This window comes from Ruegeria sp. BF10, assembly GCF_056538725.1.
This window is the reverse complement of sequence record NZ_JBQFTR010000003.1, coordinates 39,294-58,030: the sequence shown is the minus strand read 5'-3', so window position 1 is coordinate 58,030 and position 18,737 is coordinate 39,294. Positions and strand designations below refer to the sequence as shown.

The 18,737-nt window shown below is 60.2% G+C and carries 21 protein-coding genes; 6 read left to right on the top strand and 15 right to left on the bottom strand.

Annotated features, from left to right (window positions below; translation table 11 throughout):
* The first annotated feature begins 103 nt into the window (after window positions 1-103).
* Window positions 104-1,093: a glutathione S-transferase family protein gene (locus ACR0DJ_RS13260; protein WP_480685273.1), complete on the top strand. Its 990-nt coding sequence runs from the start codon at window positions 104-106 to the stop codon at window positions 1,091-1,093.
* On the opposite strand, the gene ACR0DJ_RS13255 is transcribed toward ACR0DJ_RS13260, so the two are convergent.
* A complete protein-coding gene (locus tag ACR0DJ_RS13255) occupies window positions 1,075-1,437 on the bottom strand; it encodes a response regulator transcription factor (RefSeq protein ID WP_171205733.1) in 363 nt (120 codons plus the stop codon). The genes ACR0DJ_RS13260 and ACR0DJ_RS13255 overlap by 19 nt on opposite strands.
* A 185-nt stretch (window positions 1,438-1,622) precedes the next feature.
* Here ACR0DJ_RS13255 and cobD point away from each other — a divergent pair, with 185 nt between their 5' ends.
* The 3 genes from cobD to ACR0DJ_RS13240 are packed head-to-tail and all read left to right on the top strand — an operon-like array spanning window position 1,623 to window position 4,681.
* Window positions 1,623-2,588 (top strand): threonine-phosphate decarboxylase CobD, encoded by a 966-nt coding sequence (gene cobD, locus ACR0DJ_RS13250; protein WP_480685272.1) that lies wholly within the window; start codon window positions 1,623-1,625, stop codon window positions 2,586-2,588.
* Window positions 2,585-3,505, top strand: coding sequence for an adenosylcobinamide-phosphate synthase CbiB (cbiB, locus tag ACR0DJ_RS13245; RefSeq protein WP_480685270.1), 921 nt, complete (start codon window positions 2,585-2,587; stop codon window positions 3,503-3,505). The genes cobD and cbiB overlap by 4 nt, the downstream gene beginning before the upstream one ends.
* 12 nt (window positions 3,506-3,517) lie before the next feature.
* Window positions 3,518-4,681: a lytic murein transglycosylase gene (locus tag ACR0DJ_RS13240; RefSeq protein ID WP_480685269.1), complete on the top strand. Its 1,164-nt coding sequence runs from the start codon at window positions 3,518-3,520 to the stop codon at window positions 4,679-4,681.
* A 13-nt stretch (window positions 4,682-4,694) separates the two neighbouring features.
* On the opposite strand, the gene ACR0DJ_RS13235 is transcribed toward ACR0DJ_RS13240, so the two are convergent.
* The 5 genes from ACR0DJ_RS13235 to ACR0DJ_RS13215 all read right to left on the bottom strand — a co-directional run bounded on the left by ACR0DJ_RS13235 (window position 4,695) and on the right by ACR0DJ_RS13215 (window position 11,273).
* Window positions 4,695-5,492 carry a class II glutamine amidotransferase gene (locus tag ACR0DJ_RS13235; RefSeq protein WP_257600110.1) on the bottom strand — a complete coding sequence of 266 codons (798 nt, stop codon included), beginning with the start codon at window positions 5,490-5,492 and terminating at the stop codon, window positions 4,695-4,697.
* A gap of 133 nt (window positions 5,493-5,625) precedes the next feature.
* The gene (locus ACR0DJ_RS13230) at window positions 5,626-5,976 is read right to left on the bottom strand and encodes a hypothetical protein (RefSeq protein ID WP_480685267.1); all 351 of its coding nucleotides are present in this window, start codon (window positions 5,974-5,976) and stop codon (window positions 5,626-5,628) included.
* A 55-nt stretch (window positions 5,977-6,031) separates the two neighbouring features.
* Window positions 6,032-9,487 (bottom strand): chromosome segregation SMC family protein, encoded by a 3,456-nt coding sequence (locus ACR0DJ_RS13225; protein ID WP_480685266.1) that lies wholly within the window; start codon window positions 9,485-9,487, stop codon window positions 6,032-6,034.
* 140 nt (window positions 9,488-9,627) lie between these two features.
* Window positions 9,628-10,035 carry a hypothetical protein gene (locus tag ACR0DJ_RS13220; protein ID WP_257600107.1) on the bottom strand — a complete coding sequence of 136 codons (408 nt, stop codon included), beginning with the start codon at window positions 10,033-10,035 and terminating at the stop codon, window positions 9,628-9,630.
* A 44-nt stretch (window positions 10,036-10,079) separates the two neighbouring features.
* Complete coding sequence (locus ACR0DJ_RS13215) at window positions 10,080-11,273, bottom strand: aminotransferase-like domain-containing protein (RefSeq protein WP_480685265.1); 1,194 nt, start codon at window positions 11,271-11,273, stop codon at window positions 10,080-10,082.
* A 150-nt stretch (window positions 11,274-11,423) separates the two neighbouring features.
* Here ACR0DJ_RS13215 and ACR0DJ_RS13210 point away from each other — a divergent pair, with 150 nt between their 5' ends.
* A complete protein-coding gene (locus ACR0DJ_RS13210) occupies window positions 11,424-12,194 on the top strand; it encodes a FadR/GntR family transcriptional regulator (protein ID WP_257600105.1) in 771 nt (256 codons plus the stop codon).
* Window positions 12,195-12,236: 42 nt separating this feature from the next.
* Here ACR0DJ_RS13210 and ACR0DJ_RS13205 read toward each other — a convergent pair whose 3' ends face one another.
* The 6 genes from ACR0DJ_RS13205 to ACR0DJ_RS13180 form a co-directional block, all read right to left on the bottom strand.
* Window positions 12,237-13,070 carry a hypothetical protein gene (locus tag ACR0DJ_RS13205; RefSeq protein ID WP_480685263.1) on the bottom strand — a complete coding sequence of 278 codons (834 nt, stop codon included), beginning with the start codon at window positions 13,068-13,070 and terminating at the stop codon, window positions 12,237-12,239.
* A gap of 201 nt (window positions 13,071-13,271) precedes the next feature.
* On the bottom strand, window positions 13,272-13,832 hold the full coding sequence (locus ACR0DJ_RS13200; protein ID WP_170344804.1) for a F0F1 ATP synthase subunit B: 561 nt from the start codon (window positions 13,830-13,832) through the stop codon (window positions 13,272-13,274).
* Between the two features lie 5 nt (window positions 13,833-13,837).
* The gene (locus tag ACR0DJ_RS13195) at window positions 13,838-14,389 is read right to left on the bottom strand and encodes a F0F1 ATP synthase subunit B' (protein WP_171205726.1); all 552 of its coding nucleotides are present in this window, start codon (window positions 14,387-14,389) and stop codon (window positions 13,838-13,840) included.
* Window positions 14,390-14,475: 86 nt separating this feature from the next.
* Entirely contained in the window at window positions 14,476-14,700 is a 225-nt protein-coding gene (locus tag ACR0DJ_RS13190; RefSeq protein WP_005981269.1) for a F0F1 ATP synthase subunit C, read from the bottom strand.
* A gap of 48 nt (window positions 14,701-14,748) precedes the next feature.
* Entirely contained in the window at window positions 14,749-15,507 is a 759-nt protein-coding gene (locus ACR0DJ_RS13185) for a F0F1 ATP synthase subunit A (RefSeq protein ID WP_171205725.1), read from the bottom strand.
* 2 nt (window positions 15,508-15,509) lie between these two features.
* The gene (locus ACR0DJ_RS13180; protein WP_170344799.1) at window positions 15,510-15,842 is read right to left on the bottom strand and encodes an AtpZ/AtpI family protein; all 333 of its coding nucleotides are present in this window, start codon (window positions 15,840-15,842) and stop codon (window positions 15,510-15,512) included.
* 231 nt (window positions 15,843-16,073) lie between these two features.
* Between ACR0DJ_RS13180 and ACR0DJ_RS13175 the strand changes: the two genes are divergently transcribed.
* A complete protein-coding gene (locus tag ACR0DJ_RS13175) occupies window positions 16,074-16,409 on the top strand; it encodes an ArsR/SmtB family transcription factor (protein WP_170344797.1) in 336 nt (111 codons plus the stop codon).
* Here ACR0DJ_RS13175 and ACR0DJ_RS13170 read toward each other — a convergent pair.
* The 3 genes from ACR0DJ_RS13170 to ACR0DJ_RS13160 all read right to left on the bottom strand — a co-directional run bounded on the left by ACR0DJ_RS13170 (window position 16,406) and on the right by ACR0DJ_RS13160 (window position 18,735).
* Window positions 16,406-16,819: a universal stress protein gene (locus ACR0DJ_RS13170; RefSeq protein WP_170344796.1), complete on the bottom strand. Its 414-nt coding sequence runs from the start codon at window positions 16,817-16,819 to the stop codon at window positions 16,406-16,408. The genes ACR0DJ_RS13175 and ACR0DJ_RS13170 overlap by 4 nt on opposite strands.
* Window positions 16,820-16,945: 126 nt before the next feature.
* Window positions 16,946-17,860 carry a DMT family transporter gene (locus tag ACR0DJ_RS13165; RefSeq protein ID WP_425080182.1) on the bottom strand — a complete coding sequence of 305 codons (915 nt, stop codon included), beginning with the start codon at window positions 17,858-17,860 and terminating at the stop codon, window positions 16,946-16,948.
* Window positions 17,857-18,735 (bottom strand): LysR family transcriptional regulator, encoded by an 879-nt coding sequence (locus ACR0DJ_RS13160; RefSeq protein WP_425080183.1) that lies wholly within the window; start codon window positions 18,733-18,735, stop codon window positions 17,857-17,859. The genes ACR0DJ_RS13165 and ACR0DJ_RS13160 overlap by 4 nt, the downstream gene beginning before the upstream one ends.
* Window positions 18,736-18,737 lie beyond the last annotated feature (2 nt).

Genomic DNA, 18,737 nt, shown 5'->3' with positions numbered 1-18,737 from the left:
GCCTCGACTGTGCGCGAATGCAGGGCATTTGCGCGGGCACTCGCATAGGAAGACGCCGGGTCCGGGCCTATCTTTGACGAAACGCGCATGCGGAGGAAAAGATATGGGCCTGCTGGTCGAAGGAAAATGGCACGACACCTGGTATGATACCAAATCCACGGGCGGTGCATTCAAGCGCAGCGACGCGCAGTTTCGCAACTGGTTGACAGCTGACGGCGAGGCGGGGCCATCAGGCAAAGGCGGGTTCAAGGCGGAACCCGGGCGCTATCACCTTTATGTCAGCTATGCCTGCCCCTGGGCGCATCGCACGCTGATTTTTCGCGAGCTGAAAGGGCTGAGCGATCTGATCTCAGTCTCGGTCGTGCATCCGGACATGCTGGACCAGGGTTGGACCTTTGAGACAGACGGCCATGGCGCGAAGGGCGACGATCTCTATGGGCTGAGCTTTGCGCACCAGATCTATACGAAAGCCGATCCAGCCTATTCAGGCCGCGTGACCGTGCCGATCCTGTGGGACAAGCGGCAGGAAACCATCGTGTCGAACGAAAGCTCGGAAATCATCCGCATGTTCAATTCGGCCTTCGACGGGATCACCGGCAATACCGATGATTACTGGCCCGAAACGATGCGCGATGAAATCGAAGAGGTCAACGCGCGCATCTATTCAGATGTCAATAACGGCGTCTACAAGTCCGGCTTTGCCACCTCGCAAGCGGCCTACGACGCCGCCGTGGGCCCGTTGTTCGACACGCTGGACTGGCTGGAAGATCGTCTGACCCGGAACCGTTACCTGATGGGGGGTCGGATCACCGAGGCTGACTGGCGGCTGTTTACGACGCTGATCCGCTTTGATCCGGTCTATCACCTGCACTTCAAATGCAACAAGCGGCGACTGATCGATTACCCGAACCTATGGTCCTATACGCGTGAACTGTACCAGTGGCCCGGCGTGGCCCCCACCGTGAACATGACACATATCGTGCGCCACTATCACTACAGCCATGACAGCATCAATCCATACCGGATCATTCCGGTGAACCCGGTGCTGGATTACGCAGAACCGCACCGCCGCGATCAGCGCCCCGCTGCGTAATGCTCGACCATCGCCGCCAGATCCTCTGGCGGCGTTTCGCTTTGCACATAAGCACAGGCATTCGGACTGTGGGCAAATATCGATCCATCCGAAAAGAAGGTGGTGTTGGTGACAAAGATCACCCGCGCCTGGGGGCGGCGATAGCTGGCAAAATCGGCCACGGCCAGAGCACTTCCGGTTTCCAGAACCAGATCCAGCACGATGATTTCGAAATCCGTGCCGTACAGCGCCAGAATGGCGGCTTCCTGCGTCTCGACCAGCGTGACGTCAGCACCCTGCCGTTCCAGATGCCTTTTCCATACCCGACCAAGGTCGGGATTACTCTCAACAATCAGAACTTTCATTTGCAACAACCTCGGCACTTGATATGGTGAGTGGTGCCGACCCCCGTGGTCCGTGATCTCGTTATTTCCTTAACAAAGTGTTAACAGCGGCCCTACAGGTCCGTGAACAGGCGGATTTGCTTGTATTAGAGGCGAAAATCCGCTTGAAGCAGGCCAAAAGCGGTATTTTCTCGCAGAGAGAGCAGATGAACACACCGGATCAAGACTTGGATCCACGCACGGTTCGCGACCACGGCGGTGGGCTGGACAGGGCGATTGCACAATATGGTGGACAACGCACCGACTGGATCGATCTGTCCACCGGCATCAATCCTCATGCCTATCCCGTGTCCGGCCTGACTGCGGGGGATTGGGCTGAATTGCCGGATCACGGGGCGTTTGAACGGCTCAGCGGTGCCGCGCGCGGGTTCTGGAACGTGCCGCAGCGTGCAGCGATCCTGCCCGCGCCCGGTGCGTCGGCGATCATCGCGCGCCTTCCCGCGCTAACTGCGGCGGGTACGGTACAGATCACGCCGCCCACCTATAACGAACACGCCGCCGCCTTTTCGGCGCAGGGGTGGAAGGTACGGCAAGACGGTCCGTGTGACGCCCGCGTGATCGTCCATCCGAACAACCCGGACGGGCGTATCTGGCAGGAAGGCGACGTATCGGCACCACTTACCGTGATTGACGAAAGCTTTTGCGACGTCATGCCGGACAAGTCCTTGACCCACCTGGCAGACCGCCCCGGCGTGATCGTGCTGAAGAGTTTTGGCAAATTCTGGGGGCTGGCCGGGGTAAGACTGGGGTTCGCCATCGGACGACCGGATATGATCAGCCGGTTGAACGATCTGACTGGCCCTTGGTCTGTATCAGGCCCTGCCTTGCGGATCGGCACACGGGCCTTTGCAGATACGGATTGGGCAAGCGCCACGCGTAAGCGACTGGCAGACGAGGCCGCTCGGCTGGATGTTCTGTTGACGGCCAGGGGGGCCAAGGTCGCTGGCGGCACAAGCCTGTTCCGATTGTACAAGGTCGATGATGCCTCCCGCTGGCAGGAACAGCTGGCACAGAACCATATCTGGAGCCGCATCTTCCCCTATTCCGACACCTATCTGCGCCTTGGGTTGCCACCTGCGAACGGGTGGAACCGGCTGGAGGCCGCGCTGTGAGCCTTGGCCTGATGCTGGTCTGTGCCATGTGTCTGGACGCAGCGCTGGGAGAGCCCGACTGGCTCTGGTCGCGTATCAAGCATCCGGCGGTAATGATCGGAAACCTGATTGGCTGGCTGGATAAACGTCTGAATCACGGGGCCGCACGACGGGCAAAAGGGGTGGGTGTGCTTGTCCTGCTGGTTTGCGGCGCATGGGGGCTTGGGTGGGCTTTGTCCCTGCTGGGGCCAGTTGTCGAAATCCTGGTCTGCGCGATCCTGCTGGCGCAACAATCGTTGGTCGCCCATGTTCGCGCCGTGGGCAAAGGGCTGATGGCCTCGCTGGCAGAGGGACGGGCGCAAGTGGCCATGATCGTCTCGCGCGATACACGGGACATGACCGAGGCGCAGGTGGCACGCTCGGCCATCGAAAGCGCCGCAGAGAACCTCAGCGACGGTGTCATCGCGCCTGCGTTCTGGTTTCTGGTCGCGGGGTTGCCGGGGCTGCTGGTCTACAAGGCGGTAAATACCGCCGACAGCATGATCGGGTATCGCAATGAAAAGTACCGCGCGTTTGGCTGGGCCTCGGCCCGGTTCGACGACCTGCTGAACCTGATCCCGGCCCGCCTGACCTGCGTGATGATCGTGGCGCTGTCGGGCCAGTGGTCGCGCTGGCGCGAAATCGTGGCAGACGCGCACCGTCATATCTCGCCCAATGCAGGCTGGCCCGAGGCCGCCATGGCCCGCGCGCTGAACGTCGCCCTGGCCGGACCGCGCAGCTATGACGGTAAGGTACGGGATCTGGCATGGGTCAATGGCGATGCCCCGCGCGAGATCGGGGCGTCAGACGTTTTCCGCGCATGTCGCATGTTGTGGCGTGTTTGGGGGCTTGCGCTTGGGCTCGTGTCGGTGTCGGTTGGGATCGACCTGATTTACTGACGGACACTTGTCATGCGTTTTCTTTCCGGCCTGATCGCCGCTGCCCTGTTTGCCCAACCTGCCCTTGCCCAATGTGGCGGTGGCTTCAATTCTTTTGTCAAAGGGCTTAAGGCCGAGGCCGTACAGCAAGGCTTTGACAAATCCACCGTGAACGCGTTTTTCAAAGGCGTGCAGCAGGATGGCGCCGTGCTCAAGGCCGACCGGGCGCAGGGGGTGTTTCAGAAGCCCTTCATCGAGTTTTCCCGTCGTCTGATCTCGGCCAACCGGATCGAACGCGGGCAAGCGATGTCGCGCAAATACGATGCGGTATTTGACCGGATCGAGAGGGAGTACGGCATCTCGCGCGGGGTGTTGCTGGCTTTCTGGGCGTTCGAGACCGATTACGGATCATTCCAGGGCGACTTCAACACCCGCAACGCGCTGGTGACCTTGGCCCATGACTGCCGTCGACCCAACCTGTTCCGCCCCCAAATCTTCGCGGCCATCGAACTTTATCAGAACGGTGACTTCGACCCGGCCCGCACAACGGGCGCGTGGGCCGGGGAAATCGGCATGGTCCAGATGCTGCCGCGGGACATTCTGGAAAACGGTGTCGATGGAGACGGCGACGGGCATGTCCGCCTGAAAACCTCGGCCCCCGATGCGCTGATGTCCGGCGCCAAGATGCTGTCGCATCTGGGCTGGCGCGCAGGCGAACCATGGCTGCAAGAAGTCACGGTGCCCGCGCAGATGGATTGGTCCCTGTCCGGCCCCGGCAAGCCCCGGTCGGTAGCGGACTGGCAGGCCATGGGCGTTGAGGCGCGCAGCGGGTCGCTGGCGAACCTTCCGGCCTCGCTGATCCTGCCGCAGGGGCGCAACGGCCCGGCCTTTCTGGCCTATCCAAACTTCGACGTCTATTTCGAATGGAACCAAAGCTTTGTCTATGTATTGACCGCCGCCTATTTCGGGACACGTCTGGAAGGGGCACAAATCTACGATGCCGGCAATCCCGCACAGGGTCTGAACGGGGCGCAGATGAAGCAGTTGCAAAGCAAGCTTCAGGCCAAAGGATATGACGTTGGCAAGATCGACGGGATCCTAGGGGCTGGTACCAGAGCGGCCGTGCAGGCAGAACAGAAGCGGCTTGGCCTGCCGGCCGACGCGTGGCCGACAGTGGATTTGCTAAACCGGCTTTAGGCAGCAACCACGCTCACGCGACCCATTCCCGTTCCAGCGGAACATGGGGTACAAAGGCGTGCGTCACCACCGCGGCACCCTCGGTTTCGATTGCCGTGTTGGGCTGTATCTCGAGCCATCCCTCGTTATTGGCATCCAGTGGCTCGGACGAAATGATGATACCGTCTTTGCAGACCTTGTAATGCAAACTGGGCGCAAACCGATCCGAGGCATATCGGGCCGCAAAAACCCGTTTGCCGTCCGACCAGCAGGCGGCAAACCGAAGATAGGGTGATGCTCCGCGGTGCCTGGAAAGGGCTTCGACCCGACCGACCGCACGGGCCATTGCACCAACAGGATCGGCGTCCAGCCCTTCGCCATGAGCGATGAGAAAGATCGCCTCGCTCTCGGTTGCGCCCATACGATGTTGGTACAGGTGCGCCGGGATCATGGCATCAAGCTCTTGCCGGATTCGTTCATGACCCCCGGCCTGACCGTTATGCATGAAACTCCACCTGCCGACGCCGAAAGGGTGACAGTTGTTGCGTGAGGTCGCCGTACCCGTCGAGGCCCGTACATGGGCCAGAAACAGCCGGGATTTCGTGTGATGCGCCAATTGCTTCAGATTGGCATCAGACCACGCTGGATGGGTGTCCTTGTAAAAGCACGGCATGTCACGATCAGAATACCATGCCAGACCGAACCCATCGGCATTTACCGGTGTTTTCCCAATCAATGCGTTTCGGCTTTGAATAACAAGCGATTGTTCTTGCTCAAGGACCAGTTCGTCCAGGTATCGCTGCTGACCAACCCAAGCCAAAAAACGGCACATTTTTTTTCCCGTACATCAAATAAGATTCTCCGGGACGATACCGCCTTGGTTGTCAGGTTTCCTCCCTTACATCATCTTGATTGTCGATTTTTGTCTATCAAATGAGCTGGAATCACGAAAATTTCAGATCATTTTATTCACTGCGCACCGGATACCGGTCGCCTTTTTCGTCAATCAGGATCAACCTCTCCCCCCTGCGCACGTACAAATCGCACCGGCTGAACCCGTTGCGGTAGGCGATGCAGACACTGCCATCCTCGGCAATGGAATAGGTGCCAAAAGCAGAATCTCCGCTCGCGTATGTGTAGGAATAGGCCCCGCCCGCTGAGAATTTCGCTTGCCCATCGTCGTAAAAGGTCAGCGTCTGCCCCGCCAAAGCACCAAGCTCTGCGGCCGTAAGGGGCGTGTCCCCGGTCTTGACGGGCCAGTCGGCTGCGAAGACAGGGCCGGCGGCGATGAGGGCGGGGATCAGAAAGCGCGTCATGCACCCAGACTAGCGCGAAAAAATCCCACCCGTCATAAACTTGCAGTGAGCGAGGTCACGCGACCATCTGTTCGGCCTTCTTCAGATCGACCGAAACCAGCTGGCTGACGCCCTGTTCCTGCATGGTGACACCGAACAGGCGATCCATGCGCGCCATGGTCACCGCGTGGTGGGTGATGATCAGGAAACGCGTGTCGGTCTGGCGGCACATTTCGTCCAGCAGATCACAGAAGCGCGTTACGTTTGCGTCGTCCAGTGGCGCATCAACCTCGTCCAGCACACAGATCGGGGCTGGATTGGCGAGGAAGACGCCGAAGATCAGCGCGGTCGCCGTCAGGGTCTGCTCACCGCCCGACAACAGGCTGAGAGTCGAGAGCTTCTTGCCCGGCGGCTGGCACATGATCTCCAGACCCGCGTCCAGCGGGTCGTCACTTTCGACCATCACAAGATTGGCCTCGCCGCCACCAAAGAGATGCTTGAACAACATGGCGAAGTTGGAATTCACCTGTTCAAACGCGGTCAGCAAACGCTCGCGCCCTTCGCGGTTGAGGCTGGCGATCCCGCTGCGCAGCGCCTTGATCGCCTCTTCCAGATCGGCTTTTTCGCTGCTGAGCGTATCGAATTCTTCCTGAACTTCCTTGCTGTCTTCCTCGGCCCTCAGGTTCACGGCCCCCATCGCATCGCGCTGACGTTTGTGACGGTTCACTTCGGATTCCAGAACGTCCGCAGCTGGCATCTGGTCGGGGTTCACGTCCAGCTGGTTCAGCAATTGGTTCGGGGTCAGTTGCTGATCCTCGGCAATCCGTTCGGCCGCCGCGACAACACTTTCCTTAGCCGCGTCACAGCGCGCCTCGGCCGCGGCACGGCTTTCGCGCGCTTCTGATGCCAGACGCTCGGCTTCCCGTTCGGCCAGAACGATTTCACGGTGCATGGCCTCGGCCTCGGCCAATTTGTCGGCGGCTTCGGCGCGCCGTGCTTCGGCGGCTTCGATCAGTTCGTTCAGTTCCTCACGCGCCTCGGCGATTTCGCCGGGTACGGCCATGGCCTCGGTCAGTTCTTCTTCCGAGCTTTCCTTGCGCTCGGCAAGTTCGGAAATCCGCTTTTCAGCCGTTTCCAAGCGGTGGCGCCATCCGCTGAGATCTTTCGCAACCTCCTGGGTACGACGCGTGCGGGCGTCCCCTTCGCGGCGCAATTCGTCATGGGTCGAGCGGTGGGTCAGCATGGTGATCCGCGCCGCCTCGACGGTCTGCTTGATGTCTTCGACCTGTGCGCGGGCGCTGTCGAGATCGCCCAGACCGGCCAAAGCCGCTTCGGCCTCGCGCAGTTGCGCACGGGCGGCCATGGCATCGTCCTTGTGGCGATCAACGGCGAGGGTCAGGGTTTCCAGCTTGCCCTGCGCCAGATTGCGGTCGGCCTCGGCCCGCGACAGTGCGCGCGCGGTTTCGGCCATGCGCTGATCAGCAGCACGGCGGGCTTCTCGCGCACGGCGGTCTGCCTCGGTCACATCCGCCAATTGCTGAGACAGTGCTTCATGTGCGGCACGGGCACCGTCAGCCTGTGCTTCGGCAAGGGCAAGGTCCTGTTTCAGCGCTTCCAGCCTGTTGAGCTGCTCCAACCGCAGAGCAGCAGCACTTGGCGCGTCTTCTGCCCAGGCACGGAACCCATCCCAGCGCCACAGGTCGCCCGAGCGCGACACCAGACGCTGGCCGGGTTTCAACGACGCCTGCAACCGTGCGCCCTGATCCGCATCCACCAACCCGATCTGGGCAATTCGGCGGCTGAGACGATCCGGCCCCGACACATGAAGCGCCAGTGGTTCAGCCCCTTCAGGCAACGGCTGGTCGCTGTCATATCCAGCCACCTGCACCCAGCCGGACGGGCCGTCGCCCTCGACCAGCGGTGCGCGCAGATCGTCAGCCAGAGCAGCACCCAGAGCCTTTTCATAGCCGGGTTCGACGCGCAGCAGATCCAGCACCTGACCACCTTCCGCCGTGTCGCGTTCCACCAGCTTGGCCAGCGCCGTGGTTTCGGCCCGGATCGCCCCCAGCTCGCCTTCCGCTTCGGAACGTCGCGCCCGGGCCTCGGCTTCGCGCCCTTGTGTTTCGTTGCGCAGTTCATCCGCCGCGGCAAGTGCCTCTTCAGCGGCTTCGACCGCTTCTCGGGCTTCTTCCTCGCCCATTTGGGCTTCTGCAAACGCCTCGCTGGCGCGGATCAGGGCGGTTTTCGCCTCGTCCACGGCCTGCCGGGCTTTTTCCTCTTCACCCTCGGATCGGGCCAGCGTCTTGCGACTGTCTTCGACCAGACGCTGGGCTGACTGGTGCCGGGCGACCAGGCGGGCCATATCCTCGGTTTGCTGCGACAGGTTGTCTTCGCGTTCCTGTAGGATCGAGGCCGCCTCGCGGGCGATTTCCGCCGCCTCGGCCACTTTTTCATCGTGACCTTCAGCTGCCTTGGCCAACTCGCGCGCTTCCCATTCCAGCCGTTCAATCATTTGTCCCGCATCGCGGTTCAGACCGGCTTCGCGTTCGATATCGTTGCCCAGCTGCTGGATTCGGTTGGTCAGTGTTTCGATCGTCTGACGCGCGCGGGATTCCTGATCGGACAATTGATCGCGCTGCACCTGCTGGCGTTGCAGCACGGCGGCGGCAATGGCCTCTTCCTCGCGCAGCGGCGGAAGGGTTTCCTCGATCTCGGCACGTTTCGCGGCAGCAGCGCGGGCTTCAGCCTCGGCACGGGACGCTTCGGTGATCCGCTCACGCAGTTTTTCTTCGGCCTGCTGGCGGGCCATGTCGGCCTCTTTCCAGCGTCGATAAAGCAGCATCCCCTCGGCCTGACGCAGCTGTTCGCCAATTTCCCGATAGCGGGCCGCCTGACGGGCCTGACGCGCAAGCTGGGCCAGTTGTCCTCCCAACTGCTCCAGCACGTCATCGACGCGGGTCAGGTTGGCTTCGGTGCCTTTCAGCTTGAGCTCGGCCTCATGGCGACGCTGATACAGGCCCGAGATCCCGGCGGCCTCTTCCAGAATGCGGCGACGGGCGCGCGGCTTGGCGTTGATCAACTCGGCAATGCGGTTCTGTCCGACCAACGCGGGCGAATGCGCACCGGTCGAAGCATCGGCAAACAGCATCTGCACATCGCGCGCCCGAACGTCTTTACCATTGGTCTTGTAGGCACTGCCCACATCGCGGGTGATGCGGCGTACGATTTCCAGTTGATCGCTGTCGTTGAACCCCGACGGTGCCAGCCTTTCCGAGTTGTCCAAGGTCAGAACGACTTCGGCAAAATTGCGCGCCGGGCGTGTCGCCGCACCGGCAAAGATCACGTCTTCCATCGCGCCGCCGCGCATGGATTTGGGGCGGTTTTCCCCCATCACCCAGCGCAACGCTTCCAGAAGGTTGGATTTGCCGCAGCCATTCGGACCCACCACACCGGTCAACCCGTCCGCGATGATCAGATCGGTCGGATCAACAAAGCTTTTGAAGCCGGTCAGTTTGAGCTTGCTGAAACGCAATGGCTGCGTGTCCCATGATTCCTGTGCATTGGAAGTCTGCGCAAGGGATGGGGTCTGAGTCAACGGAGTTGCGCAGGATATGGGATATCACCCCGAGTTATCCACAACATCTTGCCGAAATGCGCAAGAATGCGCGTGTTTTAATAAGGGGTGCATTCAAAGACCTGGTAACCGAAGTCGTCACCGACATTTTCATAGGTACCATAGTCGATGCACTCGTAGTTCGGGGTCGAGACGGCCGTCAGCAACAGCCGTTCACCCGCTTCCCGGTCACACCCCAGAACGCCAACCGTGACCGCCGCATCACCCAGAACATCCAGGATCGGACAGCCTGAAACCTGCGCCATCGCCAACCCGGCCCGATCCCGGACCGGTCCCAGCCGAGGGGCGTATTGTGCGTTGATCCGCACAGCCTCGGCCAGATCGCCGCGCACGCGCACGTCGAACACACTGCCGTTTACGGCCACGCGTGTGGCAGGAACATCGCGAAAATGCGGAGTGCCGGCGGCACAGGCGGCCAGAAAGAGAGGTGCGAGAAACCTGATCATGCCGCAGAATTGCAGCATTTTGGTTAACAGAACCTTTCCGGACGTCAGGCCCGCAGCACCTCTCCCAGTCGGCGAATGCCTTCGCGGATCGTCGCCTCGTCGGAATTTGAAAAACTGAGACGGATCGTGTTTGCACCGCTGCTATCCGGGAAAAACGCCTGGCCCGGAACAAATGCCACTTTGACGGTGTCCAGCGCACGCGCCAGCAGGTCAGAGCCAATCATCCCCTCGGGCAACGTGACCCAGATGAACATTCCACCCTCGGGACGTGTCCAATCCACCCCCTCCGGCATATGCTGTTCCAACGCGTTCAGCATCACATCACGACGGGCGCGATAGACGTTTCGTACTTTCGGAATATGGGTGTCAAAACAGGCCTGCGCCACCTGATGCACGGCCATCTGGTTGATGGTCGCGGAATGAAGGTCGGCTGCCTGTTTCAGCAGTACCATCTGAGAAATGACTGGCTTGGATGCAACGACCCATCCCATGCGCAAACCCGGCGACAGCGTTTTCGAGAAACTGCCGCAATAGATCGTCCGGCAGTCCTCGATCGACCCTTTGCGGGCCTGCTCCAATGACAGTATTGGGGGGATCGGGTCCCCGTCGTAGCGCAGCGCCTGATAGGCTCCGTCCTCGATCAACGCGCAGTCCAGTTCCTCGGCCAGATCCAGCAGAGCCTCCCTGCCCTGCAAATCCACGGTTTCTCCTGTCGGGTTTGCAAAATCCGCCGACAGATAGGCAAATTTAACTGCGCCTTCGCCTGCTGCGGCCTTGTATTCCTTGGCCCCCTGATTGCCATTGAGCCGGTCAAAGCGCGGCTCATAAGCGTTGAATGCCGCCAGCGCACCCAGGTAAGTGGGCCACCCAACCAGGGCCGTATCGCCGGGGGACAGGAACAGCTTTCCCAGATAGTCCAGCGCCTGCTGCGAGCCCGAGGTGATCAGGATGTTGTCGATGTCACACTCCACCCCGATTTCGTGCATGTGCTGCACCAGCCATTGCCGCAAGGGGACATAGCCTTCGCTGACCGAGTATTGCAGCGCCTGCGCTTGCATATCCGGCCCCAGGGCCTGCTGAAACGCCTGTGCAAATGCATCGGCGGGAAACAGGGCGGGATCAGGAATCCCACCGGCAAAGGAAATGATGCCGGGTTGGTCGAGCAGCTTCAGCAATTCGCGAATCTCTGACGCTTTCATCCGCGAAGTCCGGGTGGCAAACAAAGGGTGTTGGGACATGAGGCTCCTCCGATCTCAATTCGACGCAGCTTATGCCCTCTTGTATTAAAGTCAACATTGCTGACCTTATTTTTCAGCGGATATGAACGGGGTTTCTTGAACAGCACCGGCGTCCATGGTCAAATGAATTGACCAATTTCGGAAGATGAGATGCCCTTTCACAAAGTTCAGACGGAAAAGCTGTCGCTTGCGGTCGTTCGCCAGATCGAGCTTCTGATCCTGCGTGGCATCCTGCGCCCCGGCGAGCGCCTGCCATCAGAGCGGGAGTTGGCAGAGCGCATGGGCGTTTCGCGCCCGTCCTTGCGTGATGCAATTTCCGAACTTCAGGAACAGGGGCTTTTGACCGCGAAAGCCGGATCCGGGATCTATGTGGCCGAGGTTCTGGGCTCTGCCTTTTCCCCGGCGCTGATCCGTTTGTTCGGCAGCCACGAGGAAGCGGTATTCGATTACCTGTCCTTTCGCCGTGACATGGAAGGGCTGGCGGCAGAACGGGCCGCGCGGTTGGGATCAGACAGCGACCTGAAAGTCGTTCAGGCGATCTTTGACAAGATGCAGGCGGCCCACAACCGAAACGCCGCGAATGACGAGGCGCAGCTGGACGCCGAGTTCCACATGGCCATCATCGAAGCCAGCCACAATGTGGTGATGCTGCACATGATGCGGTCGATGTATGACCTTCTGGTGCAGGGGGTGTTCTACAACCGTCAGACCATGTTCCGTCAGCGCGCCACCCGCGAGGCCATCCTGGATCAGCACCGCGCCATCAATGTGGCGCTGCAAGAGCGTGATCCTTTGGCTGCACGAAATGCAATTGAACGCCATTTGGACTTTGTGGAACGCTGTATGGCGGACCAGCAAAAGGCCGATCGAAACGAAGCTATTGCGCAACAAAGGCTGCAACACGAAACCGGGCGGACCTAAAGGCCATCCCGATTTTTAAGACAGTGCAGCGCAAGGCCGGGACTAGGCAGCCCCTGACGCGGCTGGCAGCAGATGTCGGGGGAACGGAGCGCCGCTGCCTTCTCCCAGACGGTCCTCGGTGGCCAGAGTTGTCAGCGCCGGGTCGATGAACAGCCTTGCGCCGCGATCCCTCAGACGTTTGTGCAGCATAACATGTTCGCACACCTGTTGGCCTTTTTCGTCCCGGCAAGAATAGCGCACCCCCCGCAGCGCGCGGGATTTATACAACCCGGCGCCGCCGAATGCGCTGTCGACCGGGATCAGGGGCGTGTCGGCAGGAATGTGAAACTGGCGGTCGAAAACTGCGGACTTCATGACAGACCGGCGCCACTTGCGACGCCCGAACAGCGGCCTGCGTGTGCTTTGAATGCGTTGCCACACGTCTTCATCACACCAACCCGAACACCGCAGAGCGTAGATATCGTCATACGCTGGTTTGGGGTTGGCGAAAACGCCCTCCCACAAAGGGGCGACCCGCTGCGCTGCTGTCAGAACCGCCTGAGCATCCAGGCAGGTATTCGGGCCATCCAGATCCAACACCAGCGTCAACTCCAGGTCCCTGTCCTGATCCTCGAGTTTTTTGAGAACCGCGTTTCTGGCCGCCGTGATACGCTCGACCCGGTTTGGCAATTCTGACGCCAGACCATCCAGTCGCATGATATCGACATGCCGGCTTTGGCCCGCATAGTCGGACAACACTTGATCCGTGCCATCCGTGTTGTCGTTCGTGGCAATGGTGACGGTGAACCGATGCAACTGCGCAGACAGGTTTTCGATCCTGTTGATCGTGTCGATCAGCGCCGACCCGCCATTTCGGACGACACCGACAATATTCATCGAAACTGCGTTGCCTGACACCGCCTGTCTTTCCCTGTAAATGTCACGCCCCCATCAGGGCGCTCCTATCAACCTGATCCCCGGCAGGTCGTAGGATTCGGAGTGTTTGAAACAACAGAAACAGAAGCACGACAAAAACAAAAGACCCGACAGCCAAAAGCTCTCGGGTCGTCTGTATCACTTGTCTGTCGGGGTCACCCGTCAGTGCAGCTTGGCATCCACGTCTGCAATCGATGCATCGATCAGCTTGTTGGCCTGCGCTGCGGTCATTTGCTTTGCCAGAACCGAGCTGGCCGCCGAAACCGCAACCGAAACGGCCTGATCGCGCACTTCCTTCAGTGCAGACGCTTCGGCCGAAGCGATCTGGTCCTGAGCTGCGGCAAGACGACGCTCGATCGACTTTTCCAAGTCAGCTTTCGCCTGTTCTGCCGCCAAGGCTGCGTCTTCCTTCGCTGCCGCGACAATCGCATCGGCCTGCCCCTGAACTTCACGCTGCTTGCGCTCGTACGAGGCCAGCAAACTGCGTGCTTCTTCATGCAGAGCACGGGCTTCGTCCAGTTCGGATTTGATGCCTTCGGCACGGTTGTCCAGCGCGCCGCCGATCATACCGGGGACCTTGAAGTAGAACAGGACCGCGATGAAGACGATAAAGCCCAGCAGGACGACAAAGTCGGTATTGCCAAGCGAAAAGAACGGGCCGCTTGCCGCCAGCGCGGGGCTGGCTGCACCAACGGTCAGGATAAGGGCAAGAGTGTTCCGCATGTCACTTATCCTTTCGTCTGTGCGTCTACTGCACTGTTGATGGCTTTGGCATCTGCCTCGCCGCCCAGTGCGGTGACCAGTTCAGCCGCCGTATCCTTGGCAACCACTTGAATGCTTTCCAGTGCACCGGCACGGATTTCGGCGATTGCCTTTTCCGATTCAGCCGCCTTGGCAGCGATTTCCGCATCCGCCTTGGCAATCGCGTCATCCAGTCCAGCCTGAATTTCAGCGCGTGCTTCGGCAGCGATCCGCTGCGCTTCGGCACGGGCATCGGCCAGCGCCTTGTTATAGGCCTCTTCGGCCTCGACCGCCTTGGCCTTCAGATCTTCGGCCGCAGCCAGGTCATTTGTAATGGTCCCCTGACGTTCAGCCAGGATTGCCGCGATGCGCGGCAGGGCCACGCGGGACAGGACCAGAAAGATGACGACCAGCGTAATGACCAGCCAGAAAATCTGGTTGGGGAACCAATCGAAGCAGAGCTGCGGCATCCCGATGGCAGAGCCATGCGAGTCGACGCACGAGCCAACCACTTCTTCGCTAATGGGTTCAGTCGCCATGATGTCCTCCGTCGGAACGTTGTCTTTACAACAGGTGGGCCGCTATGGCTTGGGCCCACCTGCGCGTAAGGATCAGGTTCCGCAGATCAGACGGCGAACATCAGCAGCAGCGAGACCAGGAATGCGAAGATGCCCAGCGCTTCTGCGAATGCGATACCGATGAACAGGGTCGCGGTCTGCGAAGCAGCCGCCGAAGGGTTGCGCAGGGCGCCGGCCAGGAAGTTGCCTGCTACGTTGCCCACCCCGATTGCGGCTGCGCCGGAACCGATTGCTGCCAGGCCTGCGCCGATGTGTGCGAGATCGCCTTCCATGATGTTTCTCCTTACGAATTGGAAGTTTCGATGTTGGGGTATCGGACCTTAGTGCGACGGATGCAGCGCATCTTTCAGATAAACACAGGTCAGAATGGTGAATACGTAGGCCTGAATGAAGGCCACCAGGACCTCAAGACCATACATAGCGGTGATCGCCAGAACCGACACGGGCGAGATCACGGCAATCGCGGCGAAGCCTGCGAAAACCTTGATAACCGCGTGGCCTGCCATGACGTTGCCGGCAAGACGAATGGAGTGGCTGACCGGCCGCACGAAGTACGAGATCAGCTCGATGATCGCCAGGATCGGACGCAGCGCCAGCGGCGCGCTGGACACCCAGAACAGACCCAGGAACGCGGCGCCGTTCTTGACGAAACCCAGAATGGTCACGGTCAGGAACACGGCCAGTGCCAGCGGGATGGTCACGGCGAAATGCGATGTGGTGGTGAACGAGGTCGGGATCAGACCCAGGAAGTTCGCCACGACAATGAACATGAACAGGGTCATGACATAAGGGAAGTACTTGACGCCTTCCTTGCCGCAGATGTCTTCCAGCATCTTGTAGATGAAGCCATAGGCCAGCTCGGCCACCGACTGCATACGCGTCGGCACAATGGCACGTTTGGATGTGGGCAGAACCAGCAGAGCTGTTACGGCCAGCACCGCAAAGAACAACCACAGAGTCACGTTGGTGACCGTGAACATGCCTACCGCACCGTCGCCGAACAGCGGCTTGACGATGAACTGATCCATCGGGTGGAATACCAGGCTGCTGCCTTCTGCTGCGGTGGTCTCAGTTGCCACGTTCAGTCCCTCTCGTCCTTCTCGGCAGCCGATGCCGCCGTTTGTTTATCTTGAGCCTCTTTCGCGCTGCGGAGCATAACCTTCACGCCCGCGACAAGGCCCAGCAGTGTGAACAGCACCAGAAAGATCGGGATCGTCCCGAGCAGGCTGTCCAGCCCGTATCCGATGCCAAATCCGATCCCAAGACCGGAAACCATTTCGATGACCATCCGCCAGGCAAGCTCGCCCCCGGACACGTCAGCGTCCGCACGAGGTTTTGGCGCCTTGGCCTTTTTCGCCGCCTCGATCTTGGCCTCCAGCTGCGCCATACGCTGCTTTTGGTCATCATCGGTCACGGGCGTTTCCCTCGTACAGTCTTGGGCATGGTGCTAAGGCGCGGCGCGCGCAGAGTCAACGACCTTGAATGCCCTCGTTGACGCAGCCTAAAATATTGAATTTGTTATGATTTTCACAATACCCAAGACGCGCCATTCGTTTCGATGACCGCCGTTGCACCGCCAAAGCCCTGAATCCGCATATTCAACCAAATGGTTGACCAATCCCGACGGCTATGGTTGAGCGGTCACATGTCCAACGATCTCGACACAGTCTTTGCGGCCCTCGCCGACCCCACCCGCCGCGCCATTCTGGCGATGCTGCTGGAGGATGACATGGCGGTGACGGATGTGGCCGAACCGTTCGAGATGTCGCTGGCCGCGATCTCCAAACACCTGGTCATCCTGACCAAGGCCGGTCTGATCAGTCAGGAAAAACGCGGGCGGGTAAAATGGTGCAAGCTGGAACCTGACGCCTTGCGCGCCGCCTCGGTCTGGATGCAGGGGTTCGGACAATTCGAGCCCGTCAATCTGGACGCGTTCGAGCGGTTTCTGGAAGCTGAACTGCCAAAGTCGGGCGAGGCCTAGCGCACCACAAAAACCGACATGCTGGCGTGTTTCGCCAGATACCCGGCGTGGCTGGAAAAAATATAGTCGGTGATCCGGGGCGCGTGGGTGCCGACAATGACCAGATCTGCGCCGATCTCCTCGGCAGCGCGGGTCAGATCACTGTCCACTTCCGCGGCAACGTCGACCGAATGGATTTTGCGCATGGAAACGTCGGATCCACTTTCAGCAGCCAACTGTTCGGTGAACTCTGCCAGTTCCTTGTCAATCTCGGCTTCGGTTTCCGAGGATTCGCCCATATGGGCCCCGGTGACGCTGACCAGAGTGATTTTGGCCCCCTGCCATTTCGCAACTTGTGCAGCGACATCGGCCGCTTTGCGAACCTCGGGCGGTAGATGCCGGTCAACCGGCAACATGATGTGTTTGAACATGATCTCCTCCTTTAGCCTGCTGACGAAGCTAATGGAGGTGCCGCAGGGGCGCCTTGATCTGGCTCAACAAATTCCACCTCTGGAATGCATCTTGGATCTGCCATGTATTTCCAGCGCAGATGTGGCTTATTCCCTGGCGCGACGAACTGGAACCGAGGGCGGGACTTCCTCTTTCAACAACATCAGCAGGGCGATGATTGTCAGCGCCACACCACCCAGGATCAAACCGGTTGGCACGCCTTTGCCCAGCGCAATCTCCCACAGAATGACCCAGCTGGGTACCAGATAGGTATAGGCCATGACCTTGGCCGACGGCAGCCGGAGTGAGGAAAACTGCACCAGCACGAAACTGGCTGCCGTGGCAAAGAACGAAATATAGAACAGGCCGATCCAGACAATAGCCGGAAGCGCAGCCCAATCGGTGGCCATCAGGTCGGACCAGCCGAACACGACCAACAACAGGCACCCGGCGACCAGCGTTCCGAAGGTGAACACCACGGCGGGCTCTCCTCGGTTCAGTTTGCGGATCATGGGCGTGTAGATCGCATGGGCGACGCAGCCCCAGAAATAGATGATTTCTCCGCCACCGATTTCAAAGGCGCGGAACATCTGCCAGTCGGCCCGAAAGATCACCCATAGCGCGCCCACAGCGCCAATGCTCAGGGCCAGCGCCATGCGCGGCGTGGTGATCTGACGCAACAAGACCCACCCCGCCATGGCAGAGACAACTGGTGTCAGGGTGAACACCGCCGCCGCACTGACAGGCGGGGCGGTTTGCAACCCATAAAACATCAGGACGAAATAGGTGGCGAACAAAGCCCCGAGTACCAGATAGCGCCAAGGGGCCTGCGCGGCGCTGCGCGGCAGGCCGGTTGTCGCCAGTGCGGCCAAACCAATCACGGCAGCGGCAATGGCAAAGCGCACCGCGTTCAGAGCAGCCGGGGCGATTTCGTTGGCGATCATGGACCCCAGCGAAAAGCTGCCTGCCACAAGGGCTGAAAAAGCGAGCATGGCCAGGTGGCCACGCATCTGCGGGCTCATGGCTGCCAGCCTTTGGCTTCTTCCTTCAGAAAGCTCAGGAACGCCTGTACCTTTGTGGTGCGGTGCAAATCCACGTGGGTCACCAGCCACAGATTGCCGAACCATTCCGGCAGCGGATCAATCACCTCGACCAGATTGTCGTGGCGGGCGGCCTCCCAACGGGCCATGAAGCCGATGCCGGCACCAGCCAGAACGGCCTCGCGCATGCAGAAGTTGTTGGTGCAGCGGAAAGTGATGCGTTCGGCGGGTACCGTCGCGCGCAGCCAGCGTGTGAACGGCGCGCGGCTGGTCTCATCATCGGAACTGACGAAGTGATGGCGTGTGAAATCCTCGATTCCGGATGGTTTGCCAAACCGTTCGATGTACGAGGTGCTGGCATAAAGACCAACCTCCTGCTGCCGGAAAGGCTGGACAACGTTGTCAGGTTGGTCGGGGGCCGATCCGGCGCGGATCGCCACATGCGCCTCGCCATACTCCAGCCGGAACAGCCGGTCGCCCGTCAGGTATCGCACGATCAGGTCCGGATGCATCTTTTGAAACGTGGTGAGCGTCGGCACGACCAACGGCGCAAGAGACCCCAGAGAAGTCACGACCAATTCACCCGAGACGTCGTCTCCGCGACCCTTCATCCGGCCGACAAGCTGATTGAACTGATCTTCGGTCGCCTGCGCCACACGCAGCAGATCGTCGCCTGCTTCGGTCGGCGTATACCCACGCGCGTGGCGCTGGAATAATTTGACACCCAACCGCGACTCGATCGCATCGATGTGACGGATCACGGTGGCATGGTGAACGCCCAGAACCTCTGCCGCGCCGCTGACCGTCCCCATGCGCGCCACCTGATAGGCGGTTCTCACTTCATCCCAATTGTCCATGG